Genomic DNA, 15,642 nt, shown 5'->3' with positions numbered 1-15,642 from the left:
GACGAGCATCGGGTGCCGACGCTGTCTTGCGTCGGCACCCTGTCACGTCAGATGATGCCACCACCACCGGCAACGGAGGCCGGGCGTTCGGCGGCGACCTTGCGGCGGTAGCCGCTTGCCCTATAGGTCGCGACCGGATCGATGGCGCCGCCAGCGCGGCGTCGGGCTTCCGCAAGGATCGGCTCGACATCGGCGCGATAGGCGCGCTTCAGCGTTTCCGACGCCATCAGCGCGTCATTGGCATCCTGATAGTCGGCCAGCGCATTGCGGTCGACGATCAGGGCCTGCGCATAGGCCCGGCGGATTTCGTTGGCGCTGGAAATCAGGCTTTCGATCGGGTCGGTGACATTGTGCGACTGGTCGATCATATGCGCCGGATTGAAATCATTGACGCCGCGCCGCTCGGCATCGACCAGTTCGTTGAAGACGAGGAACAGGCGGTAGGGCTCGATGGCGCCGGCATCGAGATCGTCATCGCCATATTTGGAATCGTTGAAGTGGAAGCCGCCGAGCTTCCCGAACTGGATAAGCCGCGCGACGATCATTTCGATATTGGTGTTCGGCGCGTGATGTCCGAGGTCGACGAGGCAATGTGCCTTTGGCCCGAGCGTCTGCGCGATCAGGTAGTTGGTGCCCCAATCCTGAACCACGGTCGAATAGAAGGCAGGCTCGTACATCTTGTGCTCGGAAAACAGCCGCCAGTCATCCGGAAGCGCCTTGTAGATATCGACCATGGCGGCAAGATAGCGCTCGAACGCCTTGGTGAAATTGGTCTGGCCCGGGAAATTGGAGCCATCGCCGATCCACACGGTCAGCGCTTTGGAGCCGATGGCCTTGCCGATCTCGATACATTCGATGTTGTGCTCGACGGCCTGCGCACGCGTTGCCGCGTCGACGTGGCTGAGCGAACCGAACTTGTAGGAATGTGCCTGGCCGGGTGCGTCGGAGAACGTATTGGAGTTCATGGCGTCGAAGCCGAGGCCGAGCGCATCGCCCTTTGCCCGCAATTCCTTTACGTCGGCCTTGTCCCAGGGAATATGCAGCGAAACCTTGGGCGTTGCGCGCGTCAATTGCTGGATGACGGCGCAATCGTCGAGCTTGTCGAAAATGCCGCGCGGCTCACCGCTTCCCGGGAAGCGGGCAAAGCGTGTGCCGCCGGTGCCGACGCCCCAGGAGGGTACGGCGACGAAGAATTCGGAGACCTTCTTCGTGACGGCTTCAATGTCGACGCCGCGGCGGGCAAGCGTGGCGCCCAGCGCCTCATAGTCGGATTTCAGCGCGGCAACGCGCTTATCGTTTTCTGCTGCGACCAGATCGGGTGCAATCCTGTATTCGGCCATTCTTTCCTCCCAAGTGCGTCATTCGAAATGTAGCAACGTTTCGATCGTACAGCTTCCTCTTCTCCCCAGCGGGGAGAAGATGCCCAACGGGCAGATGAGGGGGATGAGGAGCACAGCGACGAATAGCTTGAGCGCAAGCGAAAGGCAGACTGTGCCACGTACCCCTCATCCGACCCTTCGGGCCACCTTCTCCCCGCTGGGGAGAAGGAAACGTGGCTAACTAGCGCGTAAAGCTCTGCGCGTTGCCGGCATCGACGTTGATGATATTGCCGGTCGACTTGGCGGAAAGATCAGAAGCCAGGAAGTAGATTGCCTCGGCAATATCCTCGGGGAAAACGTTGAGCTTCAGCATAGAGCGCTTGCGGTAATGCTCCTCCAGATCGTCCACCTCGATCTTCGAGGAGGCGGCACGCTGCTCCCGCCACTCGCCGTTCCAGATCTTCGAGCCGCGAAGAACGGCATCGGGATTGACCGTATTCACGCGGATGCCGGCGTCTGCGCCTTCCAGTGCAAGGCATCGGGCCAGATGGATCTCGGCTGCCTTGGCCGTGCAATAAGCCGCAGCATTCGGCGAGGACGCAAGACCGTTCTTGGACGCGACAAAGATGACGTTGCCGCCGAGGTTCTGGCGGCGGAACAGCCGGAAGGCCTCGCGGGATACGAGGAAATAGCCGGTCGCGAGAATGTCGATATTGCGGTTCCACATCGAAAGTTCGGTGCTTTCGATCGGCGCCGACGAGGCGATGCCGGCATTGGACACCAGAATATCGATGCCGCCAAATTCGACGCAAGCCTCGGCGAAGGTGGAAATGACGGCATCTTCCTTGGTGACGTCGAGCCTGACGCTGCGCACAGCATCGGCGCCGTATCTCTTGACGAAATCCTCGTGCGTGCCCTTGAGCGCTGCCTCGTCGATATCCGCCAGTACCACGCAGGCACCTTCGCCGACCAGGCGCGCTGCCGTGGCACGACCGATGCCGCCGGCGCCGCCGGTAACGAAGGCGACCTTGCCGGCAAGGCTCTTCGGCTTCGGCATGCGCTGCAGCTTTGCCTCCTCCAGCAGCCAGTATTCGATATCGAAAGCCTCCTGCTCCGGCAGGCCCTGATATTCGGAGACCGTGGATGCGCCGCGCATGACGTTGATGGCGTTGACATAGAACTCGCCGGCGATGCGGGCGGTCGCCTTGTCGCGGGCAAAGGAGAGCAGTCCGACGCCCGGAACCAGGAAGATCACCGGATTCGGATCACGCATGGCAGGCGAATTGTCATGCTTGCAGTCGTTGTAGTAGCGGGCGTAATCGGCACGATAATCTTCCAGCGCCTTGTCGAGACCGGCGATGACGGCATCGACATCGGGCTTGGCCGGATCGAAATCGACGATCAGCGGCCGGATCTTGGTGCGCAGGAAATGGTCCGGGCAACTGGTGCCGAGCGCGCCGAGCGGGCGGAGATTCTTCGAATTGACGAATTCGAGCACCGCGTCCTGATCGTCGAAATCACCAAGCTTGCGCTCCGCCTTGCCGATCCGGCCCCGGATTTCAGGCATCAGGCGGGCGGCGATTGCCCGGCGTTCCGTCTGCGGCAGGCTCTGAACGGCTGCGCCGCCGAAAATGGTCTTGCCTTCCGTCTTGGCGGCGAACCATTCGATCGCCTTGTTGATGATCTGAAGCGTCAGCTCGTAGCATTCCTTGGCATCATTGGCCCAGGTGAAGAGGCCATGGCTTTCCAGCACAACGCCCTTGGCATTCGGATGCGCCTTGACGAAGGCTTCGAGATCGAGGCCAAGCTGGAAGCCCGGTCGGCGCCAGGGCAGCCAGCCGATGTCGTCGCCGAAGATTTCGCGCGTCAGTTCGCGCGAGTTCTTCGAGGCGGCAATGGCGATGATGGCATCGGGGTGCATGTGGTCGACATGGGTGAACGGCACGAAGCCATGCAGCGGCGTGTCGATGGAGGCGGCGCGGGCATTCAGATTGAAGGTGCAATGCGGCAGGAAGCCAACCATCCGGTCTTCGTCAGCAACGCCGCGATAGATGGTCTTCAGGCTGTCGAGCTTATCCTGATAGAGCGTGGCGAACCCGTCGAGTTTGATAGTGCCGACATCGCCGCCAGAGCCCTTGACCCACAGAACCTTGACTTTCTCTCCGGTCAGCGGATCGGTTTCCATGACTTTGGCCGACGTATTGCCGCCGCCATAGTTGGTGATACGCTTGTCGGCACCCAGCAGATTCGACCGGTAGAGCAGTTTGCCCGGCTCATCGAGACCAGCCGCATATGCGTCATCCCAACGGTTCTTCAAAAGCTGAACGTCAGCCGCCATGTCATCCTCCCTTGAAAATCAAGTCTTGCGAGCGGACCGGAACATGATGGCACCACTCTTTGTGAGCAGGATATCGCTCACACACAGTCACTTTGTCAATCGAAAACGATCATTTTCGACAATGCTGCGATGCAATATGAAAGTTTATGATCGTTTATGATTGACACCTTGTCATATTTGAGAAATAACCGCCAACAAGGAGGAGCCGATGCACGAACGTGAACGCCATCGCATTATTCTGAGCGCCGTACAGGAAAAGCCTGTGGTGACGATTCAGGATATTTCCGAGCTGACAGAGGCTTCGGAAGCGACGATACGCCGTGATATCGCCGCCCTGCACGTACAGGGAAAGATCCGCCGCGTCCGTGGGGGCGCCGAATCCATTCACCCCCCGCAGCTCGGCAACTTGGCCGGCCGCCCCTTCCGCGTTTCAGAATCGGTCAATATCGACAAGAAACGCGCAATTGCGCGCAAGGCCGCCGAACTGTGCAACCCCGGTGATGCCATCATCATCAACGGCGGCACAACCACATTCCAGCTCGTGCATTACATCTCGGCCTTCCGGCTGCAGGTGATGACCAATTCCTTCGCCATTGCCGAACATCTGGTCAAGCACTCGAAAAATACGGTGACGGTTCCGGGTGGCGCGATCTATCGCGAGCAGAGCCTGATCCTGTCGCCCTTCGACAATGATACGACCCGCAATTTCTACGCACGGCGCATGTTCCTCGGCGCGCAGGGCGTCGGCCCCCTCGGCATCATGGAAGCCGATGGGTTGCTGATCCAGAGCGAGCAGAAGCTGATGCGCCAGGCCGATGAACTCATCGTCATGGTCGATTCCAGCAAGTTCCGCCAGCGCTCCAGTCTGATCCTTTGCCCGCTTGAACAGGTGACGACGATCATCACCGATGACGGCATTTCGGCAGAGACGGTGCGGATGATCGAGGGCGCCGGCGTATCGCTGATTATCGCAAATGTTTCGGCTGAGGCCGAGGAGGAAGATTCCCCGTCGGTCGCATAAGGGACGTGGCCGCGATGGGGTGAGCATAGCCTATCAACTTGGGAGGAAGAGACATGAATATAGCAAAGAAACTGGCGATCGGCGTCGCGCTCGCAGCGACACTGATGGCCGGCACGGCCAGCGCCAAGGACATCAAGATCGGCCTCGTGGTAAAGTCGCTGGGCAACGGCTTCTTCGAAGCGGCCAACAAGGGTGCCCAGGAAGCGGCCAAGGATCTCGGCGGCGTGCAGGTGATCTACACCGGCCCGACCTCGACCACGGCCGAAGGCCAGATCGAAGTGATCAACTCGCTGATCGCACAGGGTGTCGATGCCATCGCCATTTCCGCCAATGATCCGGATGCCGTCGTACCGGCCCTCAAGAAGGCCAAGCAACGCGGCATCAAGGTCATCTCCTGGGATTCCGGCGTGGCGCCGGCTGGCCGCATCCTGCAGCTGAACCCCTCCTCGAACGAGCTGATCGGCAAGATGTGCCTGACGCTCGCCAAGGATCATCTCGACGGCGGCAAGGGCGATTTCGCCATCCTGTCGGCTACGACCACCTCGACCAACCAGAACATCTGGATCGGCGAGATGAAGAAGCAGCTGAAGGACTTCCCGGGCCTCAACCTGGTGACGACGGTCTACGGTGACGACCTTTCCGACAAGAGCTATCGTGAAGCCCAGGGCCTCCTGACCTCGCATCCGGAAGTCAAGGTCATCGTCGCCCCGACGACCGTCGGCGTGCTGGCCGCTTCGCAGGCTGTCAAGGATGCCGGCAAGATCGGCCAGGTCTATGTGACCGGCCTCGGCCTGCCGTCCGAAATGGCTGGCGCCATCAAGTCCGGCGCGACGAAGGAATTCGCCATCTGGAACCCGATCGATCTCGGCTACTCGGCAACGCAGATCGCCTATCGCCTCGTCAAGGGCGAGACCGACGGCAAGCCGGGCAGCGAAATCAATGCCGGCCGCATGGGCAAGATCAAGGTCGACAAGAACGGCGAAGCCGCCATGGCCGATCCGTTCGTCTACAACGCCTCGAACATCGATCAGTTCTCCAAGGTTTTCTGATCGAAAATCTTATCCGCAGCTCTCCGGCGGCGTCAGCCGCCGGACCTGGTTTCACTGATCCGGTACATTGCTGATGACCACAGTCCTTCAACGATCCCTGGCGGGTACACCAGCCGCGAACAATCAGGCCATTCTGGAAATGCGCGGCATTTCCCAGATCTTTCCAGGCGTCAAGGCGCTGGATGGCGTCAGCATTTCGCTTTACCCCGGCAAGGTCACCGCCCTGATCGGCGAAAACGGCGCCGGCAAATCGACCCTCGTCAAGATCCTGACCGGCATCTATCGCCCGAACGAAGGCGAGATTCTCGTCGACGGCAAGCCGGCGGCCTTTGCCAATGCGCAGGCCGCCATCGATGCCGGCGTCACGGCCATTCACCAGGAAACCGTGCTCTTCGACGAGCTGACCGTGGCCGAAAACATCTTCCTCGGTCATGCGCCGCGCACGTCCTGGCGCACCATCGACTGGAAGACGATGAACAGCCGGTCGAAGCAGCTTCTTCAATCGCTCGAAAGCGCGATCGATCCCACCACCCGCCTGAAGGACCTCTCCATTGCGCAGCGTCACCTTGTGGCGATCGCACGCGCTTTGTCTATCGAGGCCCGCATCGTCATCATGGACGAGCCGACCGCCGCCCTTTCGCGCAAGGAGATCGACGATCTTTTCCGCATCGTTCAGGGGTTGAAGGCAAAGGGCAAGGCCATATTGTTCATCAGCCACAAGTTCGATGAACTCTATGAAATCGCCGACAATTTCGTCGTCTTCCGCGACGGCAAGGCCGTCGGGCACGGGGCGCTCAAGGAAACGCCACAGGATGAAATCGTCCGCATGATGGTGGGGCGCGATGTCAAGGACGCTTTCCCGAAAGTGTCCGTCACCATCGGCGACACCGTTCTCGAGGTGGACAAATACTGTCACCGCACGGAATTCCGCGACATTTCCTTCAAGCTGCGGCGCGGCGAGATCCTTGGCGTTTACGGGCTGATCGGCGCTGGGCGCTCGGAGCTCTGCCAATCGCTTTTCGGCATAACCAGGCCGCTGTCCGGACGCCTGACGCTCGACGGACAGGAAATCCATGTCCGCACGCCGCAGGATGCCATTCGCGCCGGTATCGTCTATGTGCCGGAAGAGCGCGGCCGCCATGGTCTTGCCCTGCCCATGCCGATCTATCAGAACATGTCGCTGCCCTCGCTGGGGCGCACCTCGCGCAAGGGCTTTCTGAAGGCAGCCAATGAGTTCGCGCTTGCCCGTAAATACGCCGAGCGCCTCGATCTACGCGCGGCCGCCCTTTCCGTGCCGGTCGGTACGCTGTCCGGCGGCAACCAGCAAAAGGTGGTCATCGGCAAATGGCTCGCGACGCAACCGAAGATCATCATTCTCGATGAACCCACCAAGGGCATCGATATCGGTTCGAAGGCAGCCGTTCACGGTTTCATCAGCGAACTGGCAGCCGAGGGCCTCAGCATCATCATGATCTCTTCCGAACTGCCCGAGATCATCGGCATGGCGGATCGCGTGCTGGTCATGAAGGAAGGCCTGTCTGCTGGCCTTTTCGAGCGTGAGGGACTGACGCCGGAAACGTTGGTGCGCGCCGCCACCGGCAACGCATAGGGAGGACGGGATGCCACGCATCCTTAAAAAACGCGAAACATTGCTCGCCGTCATCATCGTCGTGATGATAGCCGGTTTCGCGACACGCGCGGCCGGCTTTGCCGAACCCGCCAATCTTGCCAATATCTTCAACGACACCTCGATCCTCATCATCCTGGCTCTTGCCCAGATGACGGTCATCCTGACGAAGTCGATCGATCTTTCCGTCGCGGCCAATCTCGCCTTCACCGGCATGGCGGTGGCGATGCTGAATGCGGCCTATCCCGACATTCCGCTGATCGCCCTCATCGTCACCGCAATCCTGATGGGGGCGTTTCTCGGCGCCATCAACGGCTATCTCGTCTGGGCGCTCGAAATCCCGCCCATCGTCGTCACGCTCGGCACCTTGACGATTTATCGCGGCATGGCCTTCGTGCTGTCGGGCGGCGCCTGGGTCAACGCTCACCAGTTCACCCCGGTCTTTCTGAACGTGCCGCGCACGCCGCTTCTCGGCCTGCCTGTGCTTGCCTGGATCGGCATCGCCATCGTGCTGATGATGTATCTGCTGCTACGCTATACGCAGTTCGGGCGCTCCGCCTATGCCAGCGGCGGCAATCCGGTCGCGGCCGTGTATGCGGGCATCGACGTCGGCTGGACGCGGTTTCTCGCCTTCGTTCTATCCGGCGCCCTGGCCGGCCTCAGCGGCTATCTCTGGGTATCGCGCTACGCCGTCGCCTATGTCGATATCGCCAACGGCTTCGAGCTGGATAGCGTGGCGGCCTGTGTCATCGGCGGCATCTCGATTGCTGGCGGCGTCGGTTCGGTTGCCGGCGCCGTGCTGGGCGCGCTTTTCCTCGGCGTCATCAAGAACGCCCTTCCGGTCATCGGCATTTCCCCGTTCACGCAGATGGCAATATCAGGCACCGTCATCATTCTTGCCGTCGTCTTCAATGCCCGGCGCGAACGCAATCGCGGCCGCATCATCCTTCGGGATCAGGCTGCAAAGGATGTCGCCAGCCTGGGAGCAAGCACATGAGCAGCGTTTCGCAAGTACCGACGGAAAAACGCGCCATTCCGGACCGCCTCGGCACGCCCTTCAAGCGGATCCTGGCCAGTTGGGAGACCCTGCTCTTCGGCGTTGCGGTCGCGATCTTCATCTTCAACTCGCTAGCGTCACCCTATTTCCTCGACCCCTACAATCTCTCCGACGCGACGTTCAATTTCACTGAAAAGGCGATGATCGCCTTTGCGATGGCGTTGCTGGTGATAGCAGGCGAAATCGACCTCTCGGTCGCGGCCATCATCGCCCTTGCCTCGACGGCGATGGGTGCTGCCGCGCAAATGGGGGTAGATACGCCCGGCCTCGTCGTGATCGGCTTGGGCGTCGGCCTTGTCTGCGGGCTGTTCAACGGCTTCCTCGTTTCCGCGCTGAAGCTGCCCTCGATCGTCGTCACCATCGGCACGATGAGCCTGTTCCGCGGCATCTCCTATATCGTGCTGGGCGATCAGGCCTATGGCAACTATCCGGATAGCTTTGCTTATTTCGGTCAGGGTTATGTCGTCTGGGTCTTCTCGTTCGAATTCGTTCTCTTCATCGTTTTGGCGATTGTCTTCGCGATCCTGCTGCATGCGACGAATTTCGGGCGGCAGGTCTATACGATCGGCAACAATGATTTCGCGGCACGCTTTTCCGGCATTCCGGTCGAGCGGATCAAGTTCATCCTGTTCCTTCTGACCGGCCTCATGAGCGGTATTGCCGCCGTGTGCCTGACCTCGCGCCTCGGTTCCACCCGCCCTTCGATCGCCCTCGGCTGGGAGCTTGAGGTCGTGACCATGGTCGTGCTCGGCGGCGTGTCGATCCTCGGCGGCTCGGGGACGATCGGCGGCGTCGTCATCGCCGCTTTCGTGATGGGCCTCGTCACCTTCGGCCTCGGCCTGCTCAACGTTCCGGGCATCGTCATGTCGATCTTCATCGGCTTGCTTCTCATCATCACCATCGCGCTGCCCATCGTCGCCAGGCGCCTCAGGACCATGAGCTCCAAATGACATCAGCTCTCGAACGCCACGCCTTCAAGATGACGCTCAACCCTGGCATGGAGGCGGAATACAAAAGGCGCCATGACGAAATCTGGCCCGAGCTGGTGGAGCTGCTGCACCAGGCGGGCGTGAGCGATTATTCCATTCATCTCGATCGCGAGACGAGCACATTGTTCGGCGTGCTGACGCGGTCGAAGGATCACGCCATGGCGAGCCTGCCGGAGCACCCCGTCATGAAGAAGTGGTGGGCGCATATGGCCGACATCATGGCGACCAATTCCGATAGCTCGCCTGTTCAGAGCGATCTCGTCACGGTCTTTCATCTGCCATGAGCAACGCGACAGCCTACCGCCGTATCGCCGTGGTCGACATCGGCAAGACGAACGCCAAGGTCGTTGTGCTCGATGCCGGGATGGGTGCCGAAATTGCCGCCGTCAAGACCTCGAACGGCGTCCTGAAGTCAGGCCCCTATCCACATTACGATATTGCGGGGCTGTGGGACTTCATCATCTCGGCCCTCGGAGGCTTCGCCCGAACGCCGGGATTCGATGCCATATCGATCACCACGCATGGCGCCTCTGCGGCGATGCTCGCCGCCGATGGCAGCCTTGCCATGCCTGTTCTCGACTACGAACACGTCTACCCCCAGGCCGTTCAGGACGACTATGACGGGTTGCGACCGAAATTTGCCGAGACATTTTCGCCGCGCCTGGCGATGGGGCTCAATGTCGGCGCCCAGATTCATTACCTGAAAAGCACCTTTCCCGACGATTTCGCCCGTGTCGCCACGATCCTGACCTATCCGCAATATTGGGCATTCCGCCTGAGCGGCGTCGCGGCCAACGAAGTGACCTCGCTCGGCTGTCACACCGATCTCTGGAATCCGACCACGCGAAGCTATTCGTCTCTCGTCGACACGCTTGGCGTCCGCGCGCTGATGGCGCCGGTACGCCCGGCTTTCGATGCGCTCGGCCCGGTCTTGCCGGCGCTTGCCGCCGACATGGGGCTGGCAAAGGGAGTGCCCGTCTATTGCGGCATCCATGACTCCAATGCCTCGCTTCTGCCGCATCTGGTGGAAAACGAGGCCCCCTTTGCGGTTGTCTCGACCGGAACCTGGGTGATCAGCTTCGGCGTCGGCGGCGATCTGGAACACCTCGATCCCGAACGCGACGCGCTTGCCAATGTCGACGCCTATGGCCGCGCCGTACCCTCGGCCCGTTTCATGGGTGGCCGCGAGTTCGAGATCCTGGCCGCCGAAATCGGCAATGCGCCTCCTGAGGCAACCGAAGCTGCGCTGGAGCAGGCAATCGCCAAAGGCCTGATGCTTCTGCCCAACGTCGTCGAAGGATCAGGGCCGTTTCCCGGCCGGACGCGGCGCTGGATCGCCGATGCCTCAGCAAGCAATGCCGAGCGCCTTACCGCCGTCAGCCTCTATCTTGCACTGATGACGGAAGCCTGCCTGGGCCTGATCGGCGCCAGGGGTCAGATTTTCGTAGAAGGACCCTTCGCGCGCAATCGCGCCTACCTCATCGCCCTGTCCGCCTTGACGAACACCGATGTCATTGCGCTCGAGGGCTCCACAGGCACGAGCCAGGGCGCCGCTCTGCTGACGGGGATACGACCTGCAGCTGCAGCCGACAGCCCGCCCCTTCGCGCCGAATTGCCAGGGTTGATCGATTATCGGCAGGCCTGGCGCGAGGCTATAGCCTCCTAGGTCCCCGCCATGGATAGTTCGGCAGCGGCGATTTCGGCAACGCGCAACGTTGGCTCGACATGTTCGTCCTCGCCATCTTCGATCAGCCAGCTTGCTGAAAGGCCGGCCCAGGCAACGATCCATCTGAGCAGGCGGCCGCGTTCCATCCGCGCCGCCCTCGCAACGATTGCCACCTGCCGCGCGAGGCGGCCGGGAGCCGTGGCGACGGCATTATCCGGATTGCAAAAGAGATTGGCGTAGTCGAAGCTGCGTTCACCCACGAGCCCCTTCGGATCGATCGCGAGCCAGCCGCGCTCCGCAAAATCCAGAATATTGCCGTGATGAATGTCGCCATGCAGGGCCACGACATCGCGAGGCTCCGACAATAGCTTGCGCGCAGTAATCGCCGACCGAACGAAAGCACCCCCTTCGCAGTGAGCCATAGCTTCGAGCGAGCGAAACCGATGGATGAGAGGAACCAATTGCGGCAAAGCGCGCCCGCGAGCAGCATGAAGCCCGGCGACGGCCTTACAGATGATGTGGCTTGCCTCGTCGTCCCGCCCACTCCTGGCCATCTCGGCAAGTGAGCGGCTGCCAGTCGCCCGTTCAAGCAGGATGGCATCGTCCCGGTGTTCGAGAACGCGCGCGGCACCGACGCCATTCCACCAGACCATGAGTTCGGCCCCCGCTCTCTCCTCGGGTGCGACGGCGATCTTCAGCATGGCTGGCTCGCCATCGCGGCGCACGGGGAAAAGCCGGCTCGAATGGGTCACGATCGGATCGCCGTCCGGGATCAGGCCCCAGAGGTCGAGATAGGCTTTCGAAACGTCATTCTCGTTCACGCGGCATTCACCCCCTTGGCACGCGTCAGGTCATGGCAGGCACCATAGCTTATGTGGATCAGCGGCATGGAGATTTCCACGTCCGGATCCATTTCGTTTTATCGCCATATCACTCGGCTCCCGGCAGCAAGCCTGCAACAACCATCCCTCGTCGAAACTTCGCGAAAATCGTCAAAATTGTCCTCGCGACGGTTATTTTCTTGCGGAATCGTCGCAATATTCCTACAGAAAATACCCTCATGGGCGCTTTCGAGATCAAAAAATGTCCGAAAGCGATCATCGGCTTCGATATCAGCCCTGTCTTCTTCAAAAGACCCGCTCACGGCAGTTTGCGCGTCGAGACAGGTGATTGCGAGCGGGTTCAAAGGGCGCTGCCGCGCCCATCCAAGGAGAGATAAAATGAGTCTGAAGACATTGACGGCCGCGACCTTCGTCGCTTCGCTGGCCTTCGCACCTCTCGCGCATGCGGACATCACCATCGGCCTCATCGCGCCGCTGACCGGCCCGGTCGCAGCCTATGGCGAGCAGGTGAAGAACGGCGCGCAGACCGCCATCGACGAAATCAACAAGAGCGGCGGTGTTCTCGGCCAGAAGCTCGTCCTGAAGCTTGGCGATGACGCCGGCGACCCGAAGCAGGGCGTATCCGTGGCGAACGGCTTCGTCGGCGACAGCATCCGCTTCGTCGTCGGCCCGGTAACGTCGGGCGTCGCCATTCCGGTCTCCGACGCGCTTGCCGAAAACGGCATCCTGATGGTCACGCCGACCGCGACCGCGCCGGACCTGACCAATCGCGGCCTGACCAACATCCTGCGCACCTGCGGCCGCGACGACCAGCAGGCAACCGTTGCCGCCGATTATGTCCTGAACCACTTCAAGGACAAGAAGATCGCGATCCTCAACGACAAGGGCGCCTACGGAAAGGGCCTAGCGGACGCCTTCAAGGCGACCCTCAACAAGGGCGGCGTCACCGAGGTCGTCAACGACTCGCTGACCCCCGGTGAAAAGGACTACAGCGCCCTGACGGCGAAGCTGAAGCAGGCAGGCGTCGAAGTGATCTACTTCGGCGGCTATCATCCGGAAGCGGGCCTGCTTGCCCGCCAGCTGCACGACATCTCCGTCAAGGCGCAGATCATCGGCGGCGACGGGCTTTCCAACACCGAATATTGGGCGATCGCCAACGATTCGGCTGCCGGCACGCTCTTCACCAACGCCTCCGACGCGCTGAAGAACCCGGATTCCCAGAGCGCCGTCGCAGCCCTGAAGGCACGCAATATCCCGGCAGAAGCCTTCACGCTGAACGCCTATGCTGCCGTTCAGGTGCTAAAGGCCGGCATCGAAAAGGCCGGCAAGGCAGATGATGCCGAAGCCGTCGGCACCGCCCTGAAGAAGGGCGAACCTGTCGACACCGCCATCGGCAAGGTCACCTACGGCGAAACCGGCGACCTGACCTCGCAGAGCTTCTCGCTCTATAAGTGGGAAGGCGGCAAGATCGTTTCGGCCGAATAAGCCGTCGCATCAATGCTGTGAAATAGCGCCGGGCCACTCGCTGGCCCGGCTTTTTATTGCCAATCTGTGGCCGAGCGGCGCCGATTCAGCAAACGGTGCGGAAGCGCTCGACGCAGGTCGCGAGAACCTCCTCGCCCGGCCGCTTCCACCAGTTGTTCTGAGAGAATATCTCGACTTCCTGCAGGCCGAAAAAGCCCGCCTTCTCGATCTCGGCGCGAATGCGCTTGAGGTCGATGACGCCGTCACCCATCATACCACGATCGAGCAGCAGGTCCGTGGTCGGCACGAGCCAGTCGCAAATATGATGCGCAAGGATCCGGCCACCGGCACCCGCCCTGGCGATCTGCTCATGAAGCTTCGGATCCCACCAGACATGGTAGACATCGATGGCGACACCGATGCCGTCCCCCAGCAGATCGCAGATGTCGAGCGCCTGCTCCAGCGTGTTCACGCAGGCGCGATCCGCCGCATACATCGGATGCAGAGGCTCGATCGCCAGTGGAATTCCGGCGCTGCGGGCATGCGGCAGGATTGCGGCAATACCGTCGGCGACCATTTCGCGGGCATGCACGATATCCCTCGATCCCTGCGGCAATCCGCCGACGACCAGAACAAGGCAATCGGCGTTGAGCGCAGCCGCTTCATCGATCGCGCGCTTGTTGTCGTCGATAGCGGCCGCCCTGCCCTCTGCATCCGCGGCAGGAAACATGCCGCCGCGGCAAAGGCCCGTCACCTGGAGCTTGTTGTCCGCAACGATGCGCGCGGCTTCCGCCAGCCCGATCTTATGCACCTGGTCGCGCCATGGCGCGATTGCGACGATATCCTGCTTGAGGCAGGCTTCGACCGCTTGGCGCATGTCGTATTGCTGGCGCACCGTCGCCAGATTGATGGACAGACCGTCTATGGCCATCGTGATGATCCTCCCCCGATCCCTTTATCCGCTAATCGATGCCGACCGTGGCAAGGATTGCCTTCATCCGATAGGTCGCCAAGTCAGGATCCCGCAGGATCCGCGCCGTATCCGCCAGACGGAACAGCTCCGAAAGGTGCTGGATCGAGCGGGCGCTCTGCTGGCCGCCAAGCATCTGGAAATGATCCTGGAAGCCGTTGAGATAGGCGAGGAAGACGACCCCGGTCTTGTAGAAGCGCGTCGGCGCCTTGAAGATATGGCGCGATAGCGGAACGGTCGGCGCCAGGATTGCATGGAAGGCGTCGAGATCGTTCTGCGCGAGCTTTGTGAGAGCAGCGCTCGCAGCCGGCGCGATGGCATCGAAGATGCCGAGCAATGCGTGCGAATAGCCTTGTTCGTCGCCGGCAATCAGCTCGGCATAGTTGAAATCGTCGCCGGTATACATTTTGACGGCAGGATCGAGCCGCCGGCGCATGACGATTTCCTTCTCCGCCGAAAGCAGCGATATCTTCACGCCATCGACCTTGGCCGCATTCTGGTTGATGATCGCGACCGCCGTTTCCATGGCCTGCATATCGTCGGCTGATCCCCAATAGCCCGCCAGGGCCGGATCGAACATCGAACCGAGCCAGTGAATCATGACGGGCTCTTTGACCTGACCGAGGATGCGGTCGTAGACGCGGACATAGTCGTCCGGGCTTCTGGCGGCCGCGGCAAGTGCCCGGCTCGCCATGAGAATGATCCGGCCGCCCTGCCCTTCCACATAGCCGATCTGCTCCTCGTAGGCGGCAATGACGTCGTCGATCGTGACATCGGGACCGGGCTGCAGATGATCGGTGCCGGCGCCATAGGCAATCACGGCATCCGGACGGCCTCGGGCTGCCGACTGCGCATGGGCTATCAGCTCCTTCGCACCTGCCCAGTCCAGGCCCATGCCGCGCTGTGCGGTATCCATCGCCTCCGCCACACCGAGGCCGAGACCCCAAAGATATTCGCGGAAGGCAATCGTGCGTTCCCAATCGATGTTCCGGTCAAGCCAGGGATCGTTGTCGGCAAGCGCATCGACCACGATGTGGGCGGCGGCATAAGCCACGCGATTGAAATGATGACCGCCCGCCGGCTTTGCCGGCGCAATCAGCGGCTCGTTGGCGGCGGTAAATGGAACGATGGCGCCGTTGGCTGTCGGCAATCGAAGATTTTTCGTCATGGGATCGTCTCCTTATCTTGCGGCGAGCGATGGGACGTCGATCCATCGGCGTTCTGCCCAGCTCTTCTGCGCCAGCTCGGCCAGCTGCACGCCCTTGGCGCCCTCGCGCAGGCTGTACCGCCACGGCGCGTC

The 15,642-nt window shown here is 61.3% G+C and carries 14 protein-coding genes and 1 pseudogene; 9 read left to right on the top strand and 6 right to left on the bottom strand.

Going from position 1 to position 15,642, the window contains the following annotated elements; genetic code table 11:
* Positions 1–47: 47 nt before the first annotated feature.
* Together rhaI and GR212_RS32790 are read right to left on the bottom strand one after the other, a co-directional pair.
* Positions 48–1,340, bottom strand: coding sequence for an L-rhamnose catabolism isomerase (gene rhaI / locus GR212_RS32795; RefSeq protein WP_163993492.1), 1,293 nt, complete (start codon positions 1,338–1,340; stop codon positions 48–50).
* Between the two features lie 220 nt (positions 1,341–1,560).
* Complete coding sequence (locus tag GR212_RS32790) at positions 1,561–3,657, bottom strand: bifunctional rhamnulose-1-phosphate aldolase/short-chain dehydrogenase (protein ID WP_163993490.1); 2,097 nt, start codon at positions 3,655–3,657, stop codon at positions 1,561–1,563.
* Between the two features lie 208 nt (positions 3,658–3,865).
* Here GR212_RS32790 and GR212_RS32785 point away from each other — a divergent pair, with 208 nt between their 5' ends.
* The 7 genes from GR212_RS32785 to GR212_RS32755 all read left to right on the top strand — a co-directional run bounded on the left by GR212_RS32785 (position 3,866) and on the right by GR212_RS32755 (position 11,066).
* Positions 3,866–4,678, top strand: a complete 813-nt coding sequence (locus GR212_RS32785) for a DeoR/GlpR family DNA-binding transcription regulator (protein WP_163993488.1) — start codon at positions 3,866–3,868, stop codon at positions 4,676–4,678.
* Between the two features lie 53 nt (positions 4,679–4,731).
* The gene (rhaS, locus tag GR212_RS32780; RefSeq protein WP_163993486.1) at positions 4,732–5,727 is read left to right on the top strand and encodes a rhamnose ABC transporter substrate-binding protein; all 996 of its coding nucleotides are present in this window, start codon (positions 4,732–4,734) and stop codon (positions 5,725–5,727) included.
* Positions 5,728–5,800: 73 nt separating this feature from the next.
* Positions 5,801–7,336 carry a sugar ABC transporter ATP-binding protein gene (locus GR212_RS32775; protein WP_163993484.1) on the top strand — a complete coding sequence of 512 codons (1,536 nt, stop codon included), beginning with the start codon at positions 5,801–5,803 and terminating at the stop codon, positions 7,334–7,336.
* Positions 7,337–7,346: 10 nt separating this feature from the next.
* Complete coding sequence (locus GR212_RS32770) at positions 7,347–8,351, top strand: ABC transporter permease (RefSeq protein WP_163993482.1); 1,005 nt, start codon at positions 7,347–7,349, stop codon at positions 8,349–8,351.
* Complete coding sequence (locus GR212_RS32765; protein ID WP_163993480.1) at positions 8,348–9,361, top strand: ABC transporter permease; 1,014 nt, start codon at positions 8,348–8,350, stop codon at positions 9,359–9,361. The genes GR212_RS32770 and GR212_RS32765 overlap by 4 nt, the downstream gene beginning before the upstream one ends.
* The gene (gene rhaM, locus GR212_RS32760; RefSeq protein ID WP_163993478.1) at positions 9,358–9,684 is read left to right on the top strand and encodes an L-rhamnose mutarotase; all 327 of its coding nucleotides are present in this window, start codon (positions 9,358–9,360) and stop codon (positions 9,682–9,684) included. The genes GR212_RS32765 and rhaM overlap by 4 nt, the downstream gene beginning before the upstream one ends.
* Positions 9,681–11,066, top strand: a complete 1,386-nt coding sequence (locus tag GR212_RS32755) for an FGGY-family carbohydrate kinase (RefSeq protein ID WP_163993476.1) — start codon at positions 9,681–9,683, stop codon at positions 11,064–11,066. Before rhaM ends, GR212_RS32755 begins: the two co-directional genes overlap by 4 nt.
* Here the strand turns inward: GR212_RS32755 and GR212_RS32750 are convergent.
* Positions 11,063–11,887, bottom strand: a complete 825-nt coding sequence (locus GR212_RS32750) for an aminoglycoside phosphotransferase family protein (protein WP_163993474.1) — start codon at positions 11,885–11,887, stop codon at positions 11,063–11,065. The genes GR212_RS32755 and GR212_RS32750 overlap by 4 nt on opposite strands.
* Positions 11,888–11,919: 32 nt before the next feature.
* Here GR212_RS32750 and GR212_RS32745 point away from each other — a divergent pair, with 32 nt between their 5' ends.
* Together GR212_RS32745 and GR212_RS32740 are read left to right on the top strand one after the other, a co-directional pair.
* Complete coding sequence (locus tag GR212_RS32745; protein WP_163993472.1) at positions 11,920–12,285, top strand: hypothetical protein; 366 nt, start codon at positions 11,920–11,922, stop codon at positions 12,283–12,285.
* Between the two features lies 1 nt (position 12,286).
* Positions 12,287–13,393, top strand: coding sequence for a branched-chain amino acid ABC transporter substrate-binding protein (locus GR212_RS32740; RefSeq protein WP_163993470.1), 1,107 nt, complete (start codon positions 12,287–12,289; stop codon positions 13,391–13,393).
* Positions 13,394–13,478: 85 nt separating this feature from the next.
* Here the strand turns inward: GR212_RS32740 and GR212_RS32735 are convergent, their stop codons facing one another.
* The 3 genes and pseudogenes from GR212_RS32735 to GR212_RS32725 all read right to left on the bottom strand — a co-directional run.
* Positions 13,479–14,303, bottom strand: a complete 825-nt coding sequence (locus GR212_RS32735; protein WP_163993468.1) for a sugar phosphate isomerase/epimerase family protein — start codon at positions 14,301–14,303, stop codon at positions 13,479–13,481.
* Between the two features lie 31 nt (positions 14,304–14,334).
* Positions 14,335–15,510, bottom strand: coding sequence for a dihydrodipicolinate synthase family protein (locus tag GR212_RS32730; protein WP_163993466.1), 1,176 nt, complete (start codon positions 15,508–15,510; stop codon positions 14,335–14,337).
* A gap of 12 nt (positions 15,511–15,522) precedes the next feature.
* Positions 15,523–15,642: pseudogene (locus GR212_RS32725) on the bottom strand (Gfo/Idh/MocA family protein); the annotation flags it as partial.

Source organism: Martinezella lusitana, assembly GCF_010668395.1.
In the GTDB taxonomy this organism is placed as follows: domain Bacteria; phylum Pseudomonadota; class Alphaproteobacteria; order Rhizobiales; family Rhizobiaceae; genus Rhizobium; species Rhizobium lusitanum_A.
Note: the sequence above shows the minus strand (reverse complement) of the source record. Positions and strands in the feature narration are given on the sequence as shown.

Coding starts and splice junctions, on each gene's coding strand:
- GR212_RS32745 (WP_163993472.1), top strand. CDS start 11,920: ATGGCAGGCACCATAGCTTATGTGGATCAGCGGCATGGAGATTTCCAC.
- GR212_RS32785 (WP_163993488.1), top strand. CDS start 3,866: ATGCACGAACGTGAACGCCATCGCATTATTCTGAGCGCCGTACAGGAA.
- GR212_RS32740 (WP_163993470.1), top strand. CDS start 12,287: ATGAGTCTGAAGACATTGACGGCCGCGACCTTCGTCGCTTCGCTGGCC.
- rhaS (WP_163993486.1), top strand. CDS start 4,732: ATGAATATAGCAAAGAAACTGGCGATCGGCGTCGCGCTCGCAGCGACA.
- GR212_RS32730 (WP_163993466.1), bottom strand. CDS start 15,510: ATGACGAAAAATCTTCGATTGCCGACAGCCAACGGCGCCATCGTTCCA.
- GR212_RS32735 (WP_163993468.1), bottom strand. CDS start 14,303: ATGGCCATAGACGGTCTGTCCATCAATCTGGCGACGGTGCGCCAGCAA.
- GR212_RS32775 (WP_163993484.1), top strand. CDS start 5,801: ATGACCACAGTCCTTCAACGATCCCTGGCGGGTACACCAGCCGCGAAC.
- GR212_RS32790 (WP_163993490.1), bottom strand. CDS start 3,657: ATGGCGGCTGACGTTCAGCTTTTGAAGAACCGTTGGGATGACGCATAT.
- GR212_RS32765 (WP_163993480.1), top strand. CDS start 8,348: ATGAGCAGCGTTTCGCAAGTACCGACGGAAAAACGCGCCATTCCGGAC.
- rhaM (WP_163993478.1), top strand. CDS start 9,358: ATGACATCAGCTCTCGAACGCCACGCCTTCAAGATGACGCTCAACCCT.
- rhaI (WP_163993492.1), bottom strand. CDS start 1,340: ATGGCCGAATACAGGATTGCACCCGATCTGGTCGCAGCAGAAAACGAT.
- GR212_RS32755 (WP_163993476.1), top strand. CDS start 9,681: ATGAGCAACGCGACAGCCTACCGCCGTATCGCCGTGGTCGACATCGGC.
- GR212_RS32770 (WP_163993482.1), top strand. CDS start 7,347: ATGCCACGCATCCTTAAAAAACGCGAAACATTGCTCGCCGTCATCATC.